We start from the raw sequence: 17,777 nt of genomic DNA on the forward strand, positions 1-17,777 counted from the left end.
CCTTTAGAGATTCTACGTAATAGACAAAAGTGGAGATGTAGAATGTTTGAAGTGCTTTATTGTGTCCTGTCTTTATGCAGTCATCCCTGATTAACGGTCGTTACCAGATTATTGAAACCCTTGGTCAAGGAGGGTTTGGGGATACATTTCTCGTAAAAGATACCCAATTGCCATCCCGGCGACAGTGCGTGCTGAAGGCTCTGAAAGTACAGGCCACTAGCCCCCAGATGGTGCAAGAAATTCAGCGGCGATTTCAACGGGAGGCCGCAATTCTTGAAGGTTTGGGAGAGCATAATACTCAAATTCCGCGTTTGTATGCCTACTTTGAAGATCAGGGAAAGTTTTATCTTGTTCAAGAATGGATCGACGGGTTGACGCTTCAGGATATTGTGCGTCAGCGGGGTTGTCTATCACCGGAGCAGGTCAAAATGCTGTTGGTGGATTTATTGCCTGTTTTGCAGTCGATCCATGATAAATACATCATTCACCGTGACATTAAACCGGAAAATATTATTCTCCGGGAAAGCGACCAAAAACCTGTCCTGATTGACTTTGGTGCTGTAAAAGAGGCTTTGACGACATCGATTTACCCTGATGGTAGTAGTCCGGTTTCGGTGGCGATCGGAACGCCGGGCTATATGGCTCCGGAGCAGGGTACGGGTCGCCCGGTGTATTCCAGTGATCTTTATGGTTTGGGTTTTACTGCGGTTTATCTCCTCACAGGCAAGTCGCCGCAACATTTTGCGACGGATCCTCAAACAGGTGAGCTTATTTGGCAGCAAGATTTTCCTTATTTAGATATACCCCTCGGTCAGGCGATCGCCAAAACCCTGAAATTCCATCCCCGCGATCGCTTTCCCACGGCAAATGCGATGTTGCATGAACTCCTCAAGCAGGCCGCCCAAAGCCAAGCCGCAACGGCTCCACCGCTACCAATTGTGTCAAATCCACCGACCCAGCAGACAGCAAATATTCATCAAACAACAGCCACAAAAGTCCTGGGCTCACCGACACAACATCCCACCTTCCCAACATCAGCGACAGCTACATCGATCGCCCCAACGTCTAGCCCCTTACCTTCGAAAAAACAATCCGGTGGCTGGAAAGTCGGTTGTGCACTGTTATTTTTTAGTTTATTTGGCCTTAGCTTAGGGTTATGGTTTGCCTTCGCAATTTTAGGGCGATCGCAGGTACAGGAGTTTCCCACAGACAGCGAAGAAATAGAACAACCCATCACCGACAATCCGGTAGAGCCACAACCAGAGCCACAACCGGAACCCGAACCCGAACCGGAACCCCAACCTGAACCTGAGCCTGAGCCTGAGCCTGAGCCTGAACCTGAACCGCAACCCCAACAACCCGCCTTTCCTCTCATCCAAGTGGGCGCAAGTGAAGATGATGTCCGTGCTGCTGTGGGCACAACGCCAACGGAGCGACGCACTGGTTTTTGGCCCAATAGCATTGCCATTCTCTATCAAAACTATGGGCCGCAAAATGTGTCCCTTGGGTATGTCGTCGATGACCAAACCTTTGAGGTGCGCCAAACTGAGGTGACTTTTCCTGTTGGTACAGATGTGAGCCTCATTCAGACGACAGCCACCGCCTTAATTCCAGAGCAAGTGCCGCCAGAAATCCTAGAGGCGATCGCCGATGTCCATTCAGGCAATAGCGATTTACGTTCGTTTCGCACTAAAAATTATCGTGGGCAAATCCAACGCAATGATAGCGGACGTTTATATTTAGGCTTTTGGGACAAAGATTTCCATTCTTAGGAGGTGCAGTAATGGTTGAAAATCAGGCGATCGCCGTAGTGACAACAACCGAGACATTAGCAGAAGCCCAACGTATTGCCGAGGCGCTAGTCGCTGAGAAATTAATCGCCTGCGCCCAAATCAAACCCATCGACAGTATTTATCGCTGGCAAGGAGAAGTCCAAAACTCCTCAGAATTTCAGATTGTCTGCAAAACCATCGCGTCCAATTATCAGGCAATCGAAGCCGCCATTGTGGCAAACCATTCCTACGAACTCCCCGAAATCTATGGCATCGCCCTCACCCATGGTTATGAACCTTATCTAAACTGGATTGCCGCAAATTCTAACAATGTCCCCTCAGGAAAAGACGCGGAGACAGAGGGACGCGGTGATAGGGAGTAAATCGAAAGTTTGTCATCTGTAATTTTGCTTCTCCCATTCTCCCCTTCTCCCCTTCTCCCATTCTCCCCTTCTCCCCTTCTCTTCTCCCATTCTCCCCTTCTCCCCTTCTCCCCTTCTCCCCTTCTCTTCTCCCCTTCTCCCCTTCTCCCCTTCTCTTCTCCCCTTCTCCCCTTCTCTCCTTCTCTTCTTCCATTCTCCCTCTCTCTCTCACCACCTCCTTTGAAATAAAGGGGTTTGACAAGAATGGGCTAAATTAAGATAACTGGTGTATAACTTGGGAATTTGCGGGGTTAAACATTTATGCCTGACCAAAATCAGCAGCAGGATAATGGCGATCGCCTCGACAATATGGATATCCTGAGAAGTGCCCTGATGGGAGAGCAAGCCAATAATTACGACGAGAAAATCAGCGACCTCGAAAATCAAATTAACTGGATACGAGAGGAGATGCGCACCCAAGGCAATGAAGTGCAAAATACCCTTGATCAAAAGATTAACGAAGTCCTGCAAGCCATTCAGGTAAGCCACTTTCATTCAGAAACACAGACCCCATCGGCTCCTGCCCCGACACCACAAAAACAACCTCCGGCGAATTACACATCCGCTCCCCCACAACCGCCTCAACCCCCAAGCCCTGCGACTCCGGCTCCAACCGCAAGACCCAAACAAACAAGCTCGCCAGAACCATCCATACCAAGCCCATCCATCTCCCCTGAAGCAGACCTAGATTTTTTTTCGGAACAAATTAGTTCAATTTTAGGTAGCAACGTCACGCTTGAGGATTCCATTGAAACAACCGCTTCACCTGTTCCAGATCCTCCCGCCACACCACCAATTATCCCGCAACCAACCTACGGTCAAAATGCTTCGGTTCCACCGCAATCAACAGTTAAACAGCCGATTGCTCCGCCTTCAACAGCATCATCACAACCCCCATCAACCTATAACGTTCCGCAACCCGCCTACAATCCGCCCAGCCCAAATCCTACGCCGCAAAGTCCCAGACTAGAACGCAACTTCAATATTGTCGCCGAGGACGAAGCCACCCAAATCAATAATTTACGCAGTGTGCTGCGGGATGAAGATGTGATGCGTTTGCGTCAGGTCAATAATCAGCTCGACTACAAATTACGGCAAGTCGAAGAATATCTTGCTGCGTCTCAGCAGCCACTCAAAGATTTATTGCCGTTGATGACGGAGCTAGTACAACTCAAAATTCAAGAGGCTAAAACACCAGAAGCTCCTAAACATTTACCTCCCAAACAGCGTAATAGGCTCTCTTGGGGCACAATTTTTGCTTTTTTAGTGTTGTTGCTACTGATTCCCCTCGGCTTTTATGGCTATTGGCTACGGCGAGCATTTTTATTAGAGCAGGACGTGGCGATCGCCCTAGCCACCAACCCCGACCTTGCAATCTATCGCCTCAAACCAGACCTACGCAACAACACCCTTTATCTCACGGGCAAATTACCCACCCAAACCCTCAGTGACCAAGCCGAGGCGATCGCCCAGAACACCTTGCCAGCTTTCGAGATTAGTAACAATATTTTGGTCGTTGAAAAACCCCTCACCCCCGAACAACGCCAAGCTGAAATTGACAAGATTATCGAGCCCCTCAATAACGTCAATGGCATTCAAGTCACCACCCAACTGGACGGCGATCGCCTCACCGTAGATGGCACAGTTCTCCAAGGCGACGACATTCCCGCCATTATTACCGCCCTCGAACAAATTAACGGCATCGAGCAGATCACAAACAACATCCAAATCGAAACTCAGCCCATTAGCACCCGCCTCTACTTCGACCAAAACTCAGCCGCCGTCAAGCCCAGCGATGTAGATCTCAAGCTGTCAAAAGTTAAGGAATATCTCCTCCAATACCCCAATATTAATCTCCGCATTATGGGCTACCAACATCCCACCGAATCTGCGACCGATGTTGCCCTCAAGCGCGCCCAATCAGCCCAACTTCTATTACAAGATCAAGGCATAGACCGCCGTCGCATCCTTGCCCTAGGCGTTAATCAGCCCCCCTCAGATATCACCACTGAAGATCCCATTTGGCTCAGCCGCACCGTCATTTTTGACATCGCAGACAGTACCCCTCAAGACTGACCCATACCTTAGTTATTAATGACAACCCATTCACCAATGGCAACCCATTCACCCTTTAGCGCTACCTTGCTAAGTTGTGGGCTAAACGCGTGCCCTTCCATTAGCTCCGACACGGATCAGCCATCGACTTTTCAACTATTTCAAAAACAATTCAGAATATTGTGCGGCTCACAATCACCTCAATCTTGCCATGAAGGCGATCGCATTTGTATACAAAACCACCAATTCCCGTAATACTTTCGTAATCAAGCAGAATACAAGCCATAAATAAAATTGCAATATTTTGCGGATGAAAATCACAAAACTAATGCCATTGGTCAAAATCTAACCATTGCAAGTTCCAACTTTACAAAGTCAACAACTTCCCAACTGCCTTGCTTTGCGTATTCTTCATACAAGCTTTAAAAAAGCGCCAGTATCTTTACTGTGATTTTATACGTAGTCGCAGATATGCATGTTAGAAGTGTACCTACGTAATGTCACCCGTACATCTCAATTACGAGGAACTAACACACCATGCTTAAGAAAATCTCTCTCGCGGCGATCGTTGCTATCAGCGCATCCGTAGTCACAGCACCTCCTGCATCTGCTTTCTCTTGTCCTGATGGTTCTTTGCCTGATCCAGTCAAAGGTTGTGACACCACCCCTGTAATCCCCACTCCTCCTGCAATCCTTGCAGTCCTTGGTATGGGTATGGCAAGCCTCCGCAAGAAGAACAAGTCTAACGACGTAGACGCGGAATAAGTTGATTCCAACTCTCAGCAAGAGTTGAACAAAAATCTTCTACTGTGACGGGCATGTAAATTTTGTGAGCTGCTCAAAGTCTACTCACTTTTAACAGTGCACATTGCATGCCCCTCACAGATAAGCCCACTTCATATCAGGGCTTCCTCCAAAATTTATCAAGCATCCTTTTTAAACCTTTTCTTTCCTGAGAACCCGATCTAAGCAACTTATCATTCCAGTTCACTGCTTCTAGATCGTTTTCTATCACTGACATTATTATTTTCCTCGCTCAACCGAAGTCACTCCTGAAGTTTGCAGCTCTCATCTAGTATCCAGTTATTCTGAACCAGTCATGTCTGATAGTCTTTTACAATCTCTCAGTTTCTCTCTCCCCGATAGCATCACCTTTGATCTCGATCAAGACCGTGGCAACAGTGCCGACTCTAGTTTCTTTGACCTTGATGTAATTAATGTTTCCGGAGGCAACAACCTCTTTAAAATTGGTCAAACCTTTGATGCATACTGTATCGACGCAGATAGAGGTATTGACTCTAGGCCCAATGTCACTGTTCCTTACACAGCAGAAGTTTATTCCAGTTACGACCCACTCATCAGCTCTCTCACCACGACACCAACATCTGGAGAAGCGGTTATTGAGAATCCCGATAATCTAGATTTGATCAACTGGATCATCAATCAAAATTTTGAAGGTGAAACATCCGGAATCGGTAGTGCCTTTTCCTCAGATGATGTCCAAGTCGCTGTTTGGACTCTACTAGACGGCACACTACCAACCTTTGCCACACCTGACTTTAATCAAGCACGAGTAGACGAAATCGTCAGCCTCGCCCAAGCCAATGGTGAAGGATTCGTTCCAAGCTTTGATTACACCAATATTTTTGGTGATTCAGTCATCGGTAGAGTGGCAGTCATTCTCGTACCTCAAGAGCAAATCAGTGTAGACGGAATTCCGACATTTCAGACCATTATCACTGAAGTAGAACTCGCAAAACTGGGAGACTTTGTTTTTGAAGACAATGATGTTGACGGTGTTCAAGATGCTGGTGAGTCAGGCATTGCTGGTGCAACGGTAAATCTTTTAGCTCCTGATGGTACTGTCATCGCAACAACAACGACCGATGCTGACGGCAAGTACGAATTTGAAGTTGTTCCTGGGGACTATAAAGTTCAGTTTATTCAGCCGGATGGTTTTGATGGCATTAGTCCTGTGGATGCTGGCGGTGATGATGCTGCCGATTCTGATGCTGACCCCAACAATGGCTTAATGACGGATGTCATTTCTCTTGAGGGCGGTGATTCTAATCCAACGCTTGATGCAGGCTTCTTTAAGACTGCTTCCCTCGGCGACAAGGTCTTCGTTGATTCTGATGCTGATGGGATTCAAGATGCTGGCGAAGCAGGTGTTGAAGGCGTAACGGTTACGCTCACTGGCGGTGGCGCTGACGGTATTATCGGCACTGCTGATGACACCACTGAAGTCACCACTACTGATGCCAATGGTGAGTATCTCTTTGATGACCTCAATCCCGGTGAAGAGTACAAGGTCACTTTCGATGCTTCCACTGCGGTTAATGCTGATGACTTTGCTGGCTTCACGACACAAGATGCTGGTGATGATGCTCTCGATTCTGATGCTGACCCCACCAACGGCATGACTGACATTGTTACTCTCGCTCCCGGTGAAGAGAATCTCACTATTGATGCTGGTCTAGTTCTCAAGACTGCTTCCCTTGGTGATAAGGTCTTCGTTGATTCTGATGCTGATGGGATTCAAGATGCTGGCGAAGCAGGTGTTGAAGGCGTAACGGTTACGCTCACTGGCGGTGGCGCTGACGGTATTATCGGCACTGCTGATGACACGACTGAAGTCACCACTACTGATGCCAATGGTAACTACCTCTTCGATGACCTTAATCCCGGTGAAGAGTACAAAGTAACCTTCGATGCTTCCACTGCGGTCAATGCTGATGACTTTGCTGGCTTCACGACACAAGATGCTGGTGATGATGCTCTCGATTCTGATGCTGACCCCACCAACGGCATGACTGACATTGTTACTCTCGCTCCCGGTGAAGAGAATCTCACTATTGATGCTGGTCTAGTTCTCAAGACTGCTTCCCTTGGTGATAAGGTCTTCGTTGATTCTGATGCTGATGGGATTCAAGATGCTGGCGAAGCAGGTGTTGAAGGCGTAACGGTTACGCTCACTGGCGGTGGCGCTGACGGTATTATCGGCACTGCTGATGACACCACTGAAGTCACCACTACTGATGCTAATGGTGAGTATCTCTTTGATGACCTTAATCCCGGTGAAGAGTACAAGGTCACTTTTGATGCTTCCACTGCGGTTAATGCTGATGACTTTGCTGGCTTTACCACCCAAGATGCTGGTGATGATGCATTAGATTCTGATGCTGACCCCACCACTGGCATGACTGACATTGTTACTCTTGCTCCCGGTGAAGAGAATCTCACTATTGATGCGGGTCTTGTTCAAAAAACCGCTTCCCTTGGTGATAAGGTCTTCGTTGACGGCGATCGCGATGGGATTCAAGATGCTGGCGAAGCCGGTGTTGAAGGCGTAACGGTTACGCTCACTGGTGGCGGCGCTGATGGTATTGTCGGCACTGCTGATGACACTGCTGAAGTCACCACTACTGATGCCAATGGTGAGTATCTCTTTGATGACCTCAATCCCGGTGAAGAGTACAAAGTCACTTTTGATGCTTCCACTGCGGTCAATGCTGATGACTTCGCTGGTTTCACCACAGCTAATGCTGGTGATGATGCTCTCGATTCTGATGCTGACCCCACCAACGGCATGACTGACATTGTCACTCTTGCTCCCGGTGAAGAGAATCTCACTATTGATGCGGGTCTTGTTCAAAAAACCGCTTCCCTCGGTGATAAGGTTTTCGTTGACGGCGATCGCGATGGGATTCAAGATGCTGGCGAAGCAGGTGTTGAAGGCGTAACGGTTACGCTCACTGGCGGTGGCGCTGATGGTATTGTCGGCACTGCTGATGACACGACTGAAGTCACCACTACTGATGCCAATGGTAACTACCTCTTCGATGACCTTAATCCCGGTGAAGAGTACAAGGTCACTTTCGATGCTTCCACTGCGGTTAATGCTGATGACTTTGCTGGCTTCACGACACAAGATGCTGGTGATGATGCTCTCGATTCTGATGCTGACCCCACCAACGGCATGACTGACATTGTCACTCTTGCTCCCGGTGAAGAGAATCTCACTATTGATGCTGGTCTAGTTCTCAAGACTGCTTCCCTTGGTGATAAGGTCTTCGTTGATTCTGATGCTGATGGTATCCAAGATGCTGGCGAAGCAGGTGTTGAAGGCGTAACGGTTACCCTCACTGGCGGCGGCGCTGATGGTATTGTCGGCACTGCTGATGACACGACTGAAGTTACCACTACTGATGCCAATGGTGAGTATCTCTTTGATGACCTCAATCCCGGTGAAGAGTACAAGGTCACTTTTGATGCTTCCACTGCGGTTAATGCTGATGACTTCCTCGGTTTCACCGTAGCAAACCAAGGCGGCAACGATGCAGTAGATTCTGATGCTGACCCCACCAACGGCATGACTGACATTGTTACTCTTGCTCCCGGAGAAAGTAATCTCACTATTGATGCTGGTTTGATTGAGAAGGATCCCGGTATTGACATTGAGAAATTCGTAAATGGCGAAGATGCTGATACGGCAGATTTAGCAGTTGAGATCGCAGCAGGTGATGATGCTGTCTTTACCTACGATGTCACGAACACTGGTAATGCCGCTTTTGCTGGCGCTGATGTGATTGTCACTGATGACAATGGTACGGCTAGCGACACTAGCGATGACTTCAATCCGGATCAGGTTCTCTCCGGCGGCTTTAATGTCGGTGATGCGAACCAGAACAATTTCCTTGATGTTGGTGAAACTTGGAAATATACCAAGACCCTTCCTGCTCAAGACTTGAGTTCTGGCGCAACAGTTAATAATGTTATTGACTTTGATAATGACGGTGCGGGCAACGCACTATCTGCTGGAACAGTTATTGATACTGAGTACACGGATTTAGGCGTTACTATTTCGGCGACTAGTGGATCTGGTCAAGCCATGATCTTTGATAGTGCTAATCCCACTGGTGGCGATGGTGACCTGGCAACGGCGACGGAAGGTAACATCCTGATCATCTCGGAGGATGGTGATTCTTCTGACCCTGATGATGAGGCACATGGTGGCGAACTCATTTTTGAATTTGCTTCTGCGGTTGATATCAATAGCATTAGCTTCGTTGATATTGAAGAAGCTGGCGGTCAAGTATTTGCCTATGACAGCAACGGCAATCTAATTGATACGACTAGTATTCCTGCTCCGGGTGATGGCAGTCTTCAAACGGTCACTATTGATAACAGTGGTGTTTCAAAGATTGTGATCGACCTCGTCGGTAGTGGTGCTGTTTCAGGTCTTGATTTTGACAGCTTTGAAAGTAGTCCGGGTCTCTACACCAATATTGGTTCTGTCACTGCTGGCGGTGTAAGTGACGAAGATGCGGCTAATTATGTCAATCCTGAGGTTACGCCTGAGCCCGGCATTGATATCGAGAAGTTCACGAACGGCATTGATGTTGATTTCAGTAACCTGCCTGAAATTGTCGCTGGTTCTGCTGTTACTTTCACGTATGAGGTAACGAATACTGGCAATGTTGCTTTTACTGCTGCGGAAGTTGTGGTTACTGATGATAACGGTACTGCTGGCGACACAAGTGATGACTTCACTGCAACACTTGTCGAGTCTAGTGATGTTGGCGGCGATGGTATTCTCAGTGCTGGTGAAACTTGGATCTACACGTCTGAGGTTCAAGTGGCTCAAGACTTAAGCACAACAACAACCTCTAAAGATGTAACTTTCAACTTCACTGACTCTTCTATCAACTCTGGTTCTTCTTACGGTAATGTTCGTACCTTTAGTAAGGATGGCGTTGTTGTTGATGTTAGTGCCTTCAGCCGTGACGGCCATGGTGTTTGGCGAGATGGTTTCCTTGGCAAGTATGGCCATGGTTTAGGGGTCAAAAATAGTGATGGTGATGGTTCCCATGCTGTGGAAAACCAAGGTTGGACTGATTACATCCTCTTTGAGTTTGATCAAGATGTCGTGGTTGATAAGGCTTTCCTTGCTTACATTGACTGTGATAGTGATATTTCGATCTGGATCGGCGATCGCAGCGGAGATATTACGGCTTTAAGTGATACTCTTCTCGACGGCTTCTTTAGCGAGAACAACAACGGTGGCAACGGCGGCCGTGACAGCGCACGCTGGGCGAACTTCAACGGTTCTGAGTTGTCTGGCAATACTTTGATCATTGCTCCTAGCATCGACAATCCCCATGACCGCGATGACCTCTTTAAGTTGAAGAAGCTGAATGTTGATGTTGCGGGTGAGACGACTATCGGTGACTACATCAACACTGCCACTGTTACTGCGGGTAATGTGAGTGATAGTGATGATAGTGGTTATACCAACCCTGAATTCGCACCAGATCCTGGCATTGATATTGAGAAATTCACGAATGGTATCGATGTTGATTTCAATAATCTTCCTGAAATCGCGGCTGGCTCTGCTGTCACCTTCACCTACAAAGTGACTAACACGGGTAATGTTGCCTTCGCACAATCTGATGTTGAGGTCATTGATGACAACGGCACAGTTGGTGATACTAGCGACGACTTTACTGCAACGCTTGTCGCTTCGAGTGATGTTGGCGGTGATGGCATCCTCAGTGCTGGTGAAACTTGGATTTACACTTCTGAGGGTCTCACAGCGGAAGATTTGAGTGTCACAACTGCATCTGAGGACGTAACGTTCTACTTCGGTGGTAACAGCTCTACAACTGGGCACTTAGGCAACATTCGTAACTTCTCTGCTGGTGGCGTTGATGTTGAAGCCAGTGCCTTCAGCAGCAACAAGCACTTTAGCGACTGGAATAAGGCTTACTTGGGTTCCTACAATGGTGGTCTTGGCGTCACAAACAAGTACGAAGGTGGTTCTTCTCACCGTGTGGACAATGGCGGCAGCCTCGACTATATCCTCCTAGAGTTTGACGAGAGTGTTGTTGTTGATAAGGCTTTCCTCAAATATGTTGGTCACGATAGTGATGTCAGTATCTGGGTTGGCGATCGCGCTGGTGATATTACCCATCTCGATAGCAGTATCCTCAATAGCTTCACGAAGCAAGACAACCATGTTAACCATGGTGGCGATCGCTGGGCAGACTTTACAGATATGACTGGTAATACAGTTGTTATCTCTGCGTTCACTGGCGGTAGCAATGATTCCTTCAAGCTAGAAAAGCTCAACGTTGAAGTGGCTGGTGAAACCATCATTGGTGACTATATCAACACCGCAACTGTGACAGCAGGTGGTGTCAGCGATAGCGACCAGAGTGGCTACACCAATCCTGAGCCTGTGATTGACCCGATTCACTATGAAGTGGGCGATATGCACCTCTGCAACTACAAGGAAAAGCACATCAATGGCTACGACGTAATTCAGCTCACCTCTTCTTGGGGTTACGCAACCCAAGAGTTTGACGGCTTGACGGGTACTTATGACATCATTGTCGGTTACTTCGATGAAAATGATGGCCATAGCCATGCCACTGTCTCCATCGATGGCCATGTAGAAGCGTCTTGGGTTTGGGATCAACACCTTGGTTCTAACTACGTTTCTGATAGCAACCAAGCGCAGTATGTACTTGACGATGTTCACCTTGGTACTGGCGACATCATTAAGCTTGCTGCCACTAAGGATGGTGGTGAATTCGGACGCTTCGACTATGTGAAGATTGTTGCTTCTGATACCATCTCGGCTGCTGAAGCTGGTGTTCAAAACGACCTCATCCTTGTTTAAATTAACTCTGATTTAAGTTGAAGATTTAGGGGCGATCGCCGCGATCTCCTCTAAACCCCCAAAAAATAATCACAATAAAAAAGCCGTTTCCCTAAATTTCGAGGAGACGGCCTTTTTTTATCTATCTGTCAAATCACCCCGTAGTTCTATAACTAAAGCTAGCAAGATGAGTACACAAACCTTGGGGTTTAAAAGTGGAGGATTTTTTAAAAAATTTCGTTTACTTCGCGAAAATTTCACAAATCCCCGCCTGTGTCGTCCTAAACTGATTGGCTTTGACCATAGCTCTTGTGAGTAACTTAGGGCACAACTAAAACAGGACAAGGCGAAAGGTTAGTGACTTTACTGGTGACACTCTCTGCCGCACCATCTTGGGTTAGCCCCATACCTCGACAACCCATCACAATGAGATCCGCTTCAATTTCATCAGCAACATCGCAGATGGTAAAGGACGGCATCCCTTCCCGTTCAATGGTGTCAGCCTCAATGCCAGCCTTTTCGAATAAATCATGCGCCCCCTGTAGCAATTTAGCGACAGCGTCCTCAGAGTTCATCACATTTGTCTCACCAGACTCCGGCGGCTCCACCACCGACAAAAGCACAAGACGGCTCTGGAACGCTTTCACAAGATTTACCACCGTTTCTGCAGCATCGCGTGCTTCGCGACTTTGATCAATCGGAAAAAGAATCGTTTTAAACATAAGTAAACCTACCTCCTAGACATAGCTCCAGTAAGATCTGCTTGGAGATACTTGTTTCGGAAACTGAACTCTAGTTTAATTCTGAAGGAAAAGGGCTCTTCTTCTGAAGAGAAGATGACAGAACTTTATAAAAAGCAATTAAATCGGAGGCTCTTAGTAGTGGCTAAGAAAACTGTTGCCAATCTCACGCAAAGTGACTTGGAAGGAAAGAAGGTTTTTGTACGGGTAGACTTCAATGTTCCCCTCGACGATAGCGGCAAGATTACCGATGATACTCGGATCCGCGCAGCATTGCCTACTATTAAATACCTCACAGAAAAAGGTGCAAAGGTTGTCCTCGGCAGCCACATGGGTCGCCCCAAAGGTGAAGTGAAAGAATCCATGCGTTTAACGCCCGTTGCAGCACGTCTTTCCGAGCTTCTCGGTCAAGATGTTGTAAAGTGCGATGACTGCATTGGTGAGTCTGTTTCTACGGCTGTTTCTGGGTTAGGGAATGGTCAAGTTGCTCTCCTTGAAAATCTTCGTTTTAATCCTGGCGAAGAGAAGAACGATCCTGAGTTTGCCAAGGCTCTTGCGGCGAATGCAGACATTTACGTTAACGATGCATTCGGTACTGCCCACCGCGCCCACGGTTCTACCGAAGGTGTAACTCACCATGTGGATACTTCTGTTGCTGGTCTGCTCATCGAAAAAGAGTTGAAGTTCCTTAAGGGTGCGATTGAAGCGCCTAAGCGTCCTTTGGTGGCGATCGTTGGTGGTTCTAAGGTTTCCAGCAAAATCGGCGTGATCGAGACTCTCCTCGAAAAGTGCGATAAGCTCCTCATCGGCGGCGGCATGATCTTCACTTTCTACAAGGCTCAAGGTCTTTCTGTTGGTTCTTCTCTCGTAGAAGAGGATAAGGTTGACCTCGCGAAGTCTTTGTTAGAAAAGGCTGATGGCAAGATCGTTCTACCAACTGATGTTGTGGTTGCGGATAACTTCGCGCCTGATGCCAATGCTAAGACTGTTAGCGTTAGTGAAATTCCTGATGGCTGGATGGGTTTGGACATTGGTGCTGACTCTGTGAAGGTCTTCCAAGATGTGCTCAATAGCTGTGGCACTGCCATTTGGAATGGCCCCATGGGTGTATTTGAATTTGATAAGTTTGCTGTCGGTACTGAGGCGATCGCCAACTCTTTGGCTGGTCTCACTGCATCTGGCACAGTAACCATCATCGGTGGTGGTGACTCCGTTGCAGCGGTGGAGAAAGTCGGTGTTGCAGAGAAGATGAGCCACATCTCCACTGGTGGTGGTGCAAGTCTTGAACTTCTCGAAGGCAAAGAGCTTCCCGGTATCGTTGCACTAGACGAAGCATAAATCTTTGACTCTTGTATTGACGAATAAAGTTTAATTCAAGAACCTTAGGCTCCTTTTACGTTCGTAAAGGGAGCTTTTTAACGGCGATCGCCCAACAAAAAAGGAAGGCATTCTACCTTCCCAATTTACGCAAATTTTCGTGGAACAAGGTTTTAGGTGAAATTAGCTTGGACAACATTTACCAATTGTTGCGTCCAATAGTCTGCTAAATATTGTTCTTCCGCTTCTACCATTACGCGAATGACTGGTTCTGTACCGGAAGCTCGCACCAAAACACGACCTTTCTCACCCATCGCGGTTTCAGCTTTGACAATTTCGTTTTGCAGTACCTCACACTTCTGCCAATTTAGACGGCGATCGCGGTCGTCGACCCGCACATTTTTAAGCAATTGTGGATAGGTTTGGAAACTCTGGTCAATGAGTTCACTCAGAGGGATATTCGCCTCTTTAACCAAGTGAGCCAGATGTAGAGCTGCCTGTGTGCCATCACCAGAAACACTGTGGTGGTGGCAAATGATATGACCGGACTGTTCGCCGCCGAGCATTGCTCCTGTTTCCCACATCGCTGCTTGAACGTTTTGGTCGCCGACATTGGTACGCAAAAGCTTACCGCCGAGCTTTTCCCATGCCCTTTCAAAGCCGAGATTGGCCATAACGGTACCGACGATGAGGTTTTGGGGTAATTTTCCAGCATTCATCAGCTGTTTGCCCCAGAGATACAGAATATAGTCACCATCGATAATGCGGCCAATATTATCGACCGCGATCACCCGATCCGCATCACCATCAAAAGCAAACCCAAGATCTGCACCGTGGGCAGCCATCGCAGCTTGCAATTGGGCAATGTGGGTCGAACCGCAATTGACATTGATTTTGTTGCCATCGGGTTGATGATGGAGGGCAATGACCTCTGCACCACTGGCCGTAAACAGTTCTGGGGCAAGGTTAACGGAAGCCCCCCAAGCCAAATCTAAGACAACTTTCATCCCTGTGAGGGAAAATCCGGCTGGTAATGTACAAAAAACAGCGTCACGATACTGTTGCGTTAGCGTCGCTTGATGTTGATACCGGCCGCAATTGGGAGTATTTAGATTAAAAATTTCTGGGCGTTGTCCCCGTAGACCTGCCTCAATTTTGGCGCTGAGATTTTTAAGGAGTTTTGTGCCCTGGTCACCAAAAAATTTGATGCCATTGTCCTCAGGGGGATTGTGGCTAGCGGAAATCATGATGCCGCCGATCGCCTCGGTAGTGCGCGCGAGATAAGACACACAAGGGGTCGGACATAAACCCACATGCCACACTTCTAAGCCTGATGCGGTCAATCCGGCGGCGATCGCCGTGGCGAGCATATCACTAGAATTACGCGAGTCCTGACCAATGATGACTGGAGCCTGCCGTTGAGCCAGTTCTTGAAGAATTTGTCCCGCCCAAAACCCAACCTGCAAAGCAAAAGGAGCAGTCAACAGATCACCTGCTTTACCCCGAATGCCATCCGTGCCGAATAACGATCCTTCCGGTAAATCACAACGTAGAGCAGCTGGGGGATAGTCCGCCAGCATACGGCTTAGGGGGTGTCCTCCCTCTGGCATAGTCATCATGGGCAAGCATTCCTCACAAGATATAGACACAAAGATAGCATCTCTATTCGAGGGGTTTAGGGAGAATTTCGGGAAAAAGCAGGCAGATTGACTATATTTTGTAATCTTTTGGTGAGGATTTGATAATGACACATCATCACCCCACCGTAGCGCTACGGAGTACGTTGTAATTCGTTATTTTCTTCTGGGATAATCGCACCTTCCACGGGACATACCTGCAAACAAATACCGCAGTCAATGCAGACATCAAAATCAATCCAATACCAATCTGTCCCTTTTTGATTTTTGCCGGGGCCATCATGGATACAAGCAACAGGGCAAGCTTCTACGCAATCAGATACGCCTTCACAGACATCGGTAACAATAGAGTGGGGCAAGGTTTTTTCCTCAAAAATTTAGTGCGTTATGTTACTGGTTGTAACCGATTTTTTCCTTAAAAATCAATCTCTGTGTAGCGATCGCCTAAAAACGCGAAATTTAAACCACTATAAGATTCGATTTCAGCCAAACTGGTTTCTGCATCCCGAAAAGCAAGTTTTGTATCAAACTCCTGCGGGAAAAGATAGGTTTCCATCACATTGTCGTACATCACGATTTTCCAATAGCCCGACGGAATTTGGTGGGGTTCATCGGCTCCGGGGAGTGCAGGCATCGGTAATGCGTCGTTATAGAACGTACCTGTGATGATATAAACTTCTTGCTTTTCCTGAACCAGTTCTCGCACATATTCCTCCAATTCCCGCCATTCGCCTCGGTTGAGCTTGGAGTTTTGGGGTGTAATATTACTGAGATAATTGACCTGTTGCCAGTTCTTGCCACGAAAACTGCCTAACGGTGCAAGATGACCGCGATCTGTTTTTAAAGCGTCGTGGGCTCCCTTATAATCATCGGGTTCTAAGGTTTCTTCTGGATCGATATCTGGATCAGCTTGCCAAACTCGTTTCGTTTCGCCCGTGTATTCTAGGTTGCTCGGATCGAGGCGATAGGCCACCCAATCAGCAAATTTCGTGTCGTCGTTACTGCTGAGGGCGTAGATATCGCGACAAATTAAATCATTGGTTGCTGGTGTTCCTTCCGGCACTCCCAAGGGTAAATGGGTGGGACAAAAACCGGTCTTGCTTAAAGTCAATATGCCACAGCTTTGTACTAAAAAGAGTCCGGCGATCGCCACAGCATAGTTACCGAAGGAAACATTGTGAAAGACTGGCATGGTTTTGATGGAGAGAAAACAGACCAAGTTTAGAGAACTTTAGGATAAATGATGAGGCGATCGCCGAATAATAGGCCGAAACCCAAGCAAGGCTAAGTTTGAGGCATTGAGACTCTACGCCTATTGATTAAAACAAACACAACCAACTAGCCATATCTATGACTTAGAAGACTTAGAGGCATGGAGTTCTTGGACAACACAAGCGACAGAGAGAGAAATAATCGAAATGAAAAGACCTAGACTGACCATGACAAAAAACTCCGTTAGCAAAAAATTGAGAAAAAAAATGATTATGCAGCAGTATTCATCATGGTTTCACCGGATTCGAGCTTTACCAGCAAATTCTGAATATAGGTCACCTGAGCATCGTATCCATCACTCGGCCAAAGACTTTGGCTCATCAAGTCGTCAATATTTGGGGCGACAATTTGTTTGTTTAGGTTTGTTTTTTCTACTATGGCGAAGGACATAAAGCATTACTCCTGATTAAAGATGGGGTTGGTTGCTCTGTCTTAAGTATGTTCGCCTTCACCGAAAAATTCTGTGATAGCATCTACGCTAATTGGCGTAGTTTATCAATGGCTTGTTTGATCGTTACCCCCTAGCGCGAGATATCTGGATCTCCCAAGGAAGGCGATCGCTGTCACAACCATAGTGAAAAGATGACAAGAAAAAGCCATCACCATATGCGGTAACCTTTGCTCCGATTGCATTTGAGGCTAAATTAATCAGTTTGAGCTACAAGAGGATAAAGAGGCTCTTTGCCATTCAGTTGCCAGCTACCGAGTACCAGCAAGAGACAAAATTTCCCCGTATAGCCAAAGCTAGCAAGATTAGTCGGGGTTTAACGGGTTAACTCCTTACAGAACAAGGCTTTAAGGCCTATCAGATGTCTTGACTTTACGTCAGTGCGGGTTAAGTAACGTGAGTTTTGCTTAAGCATGCTCGGAAATAGGACGCGGTGAATGGGAGAGCGAGA

At 47.3% G+C, this 17,777-nt stretch carries 10 protein-coding genes and 1 pseudogene; 6 read left to right on the top strand and 5 right to left on the bottom strand.

The genetic code is table 11. The annotated features are described in order from the left end of the window. Positions 1 to 74: 74 nt before the first annotated feature. From NIES208_RS09440 to NIES208_RS09465, 5 genes are all read left to right on the top strand, one after another. Positions 75 to 1,772, top strand: coding sequence for a serine/threonine protein kinase (locus NIES208_RS09440; protein WP_075892061.1), 1,698 nt, complete (start codon positions 75 to 77; stop codon positions 1,770 to 1,772). A gap of 11 nt (positions 1,773 to 1,783) precedes the next feature. Then, positions 1,784 to 2,155 (top strand): divalent-cation tolerance protein CutA, encoded by a 372-nt coding sequence (gene cutA, locus NIES208_RS09445; protein WP_075892063.1) that lies wholly within the window; start codon positions 1,784 to 1,786, stop codon positions 2,153 to 2,155. 300 nt (positions 2,156 to 2,455) lie between these two features. Next, the gene (locus tag NIES208_RS09455; RefSeq protein WP_075892067.1) at positions 2,456 to 4,270 is read left to right on the top strand and encodes an OmpA family protein; all 1,815 of its coding nucleotides are present in this window, start codon (positions 2,456 to 2,458) and stop codon (positions 4,268 to 4,270) included. A 516-nt stretch (positions 4,271 to 4,786) separates the two neighbouring features. Continuing rightward, complete coding sequence (locus NIES208_RS09460; RefSeq protein WP_075892069.1) at positions 4,787 to 5,014, top strand: hypothetical protein; 228 nt, start codon at positions 4,787 to 4,789, stop codon at positions 5,012 to 5,014. 334 nt (positions 5,015 to 5,348) lie between these two features. Further along, positions 5,349 to 11,933 (top strand): SdrD B-like domain-containing protein, encoded by a 6,585-nt coding sequence (locus NIES208_RS09465; protein WP_075892071.1) that lies wholly within the window; start codon positions 5,349 to 5,351, stop codon positions 11,931 to 11,933. A gap of 299 nt (positions 11,934 to 12,232) precedes the next feature. Here NIES208_RS09465 and NIES208_RS09470 read toward each other — a convergent pair whose 3' ends face one another. Continuing rightward, positions 12,233 to 12,634, bottom strand: a complete 402-nt coding sequence (locus tag NIES208_RS09470) for a universal stress protein (RefSeq protein WP_075892073.1) — start codon at positions 12,632 to 12,634, stop codon at positions 12,233 to 12,235. Positions 12,635 to 12,793: 159 nt separating this feature from the next. On the opposite strand from NIES208_RS09470, the gene NIES208_RS09475 reads away from it, so the two are divergent. Then, on the top strand, positions 12,794 to 13,990 hold the full coding sequence (locus NIES208_RS09475) for a phosphoglycerate kinase (RefSeq protein ID WP_075892088.1): 1,197 nt from the start codon (positions 12,794 to 12,796) through the stop codon (positions 13,988 to 13,990). A gap of 152 nt (positions 13,991 to 14,142) precedes the next feature. On the opposite strand, the pseudogene glmM reads toward NIES208_RS09475, so the two are convergent. From glmM to NIES208_RS09495, 4 genes and pseudogenes are all read right to left on the bottom strand, one after another. Next, a pseudogene (gene glmM, locus NIES208_RS09480) lies at positions 14,143 to 15,510 on the bottom strand (phosphoglucosamine mutase); the annotation flags it as partial. A 230-nt stretch (positions 15,511 to 15,740) separates the two neighbouring features. Further along, the gene (locus NIES208_RS09485) at positions 15,741 to 15,965 is read right to left on the bottom strand and encodes an indolepyruvate ferredoxin oxidoreductase subunit alpha (protein ID WP_075892077.1); all 225 of its coding nucleotides are present in this window, start codon (positions 15,963 to 15,965) and stop codon (positions 15,741 to 15,743) included. A 56-nt stretch (positions 15,966 to 16,021) separates the two neighbouring features. Further along, entirely contained in the window at positions 16,022 to 16,798 is a 777-nt protein-coding gene (locus tag NIES208_RS09490) for a DNA/RNA non-specific endonuclease (protein ID WP_075892090.1), read from the bottom strand. Positions 16,799 to 17,088: 290 nt separating this feature from the next. Further along, positions 17,089 to 17,268, bottom strand: coding sequence for a hypothetical protein (locus NIES208_RS09495; RefSeq protein ID WP_075892079.1), 180 nt, complete (start codon positions 17,266 to 17,268; stop codon positions 17,089 to 17,091). Positions 17,269 to 17,777: the final 509 nt, after the last annotated feature.

Source organism: [Limnothrix rosea] IAM M-220, assembly GCF_001904615.1.
In the GTDB taxonomy this organism is placed as follows: Bacteria; Cyanobacteriota; Cyanobacteriia; order Cyanobacteriales; family MRBY01; genus MRBY01.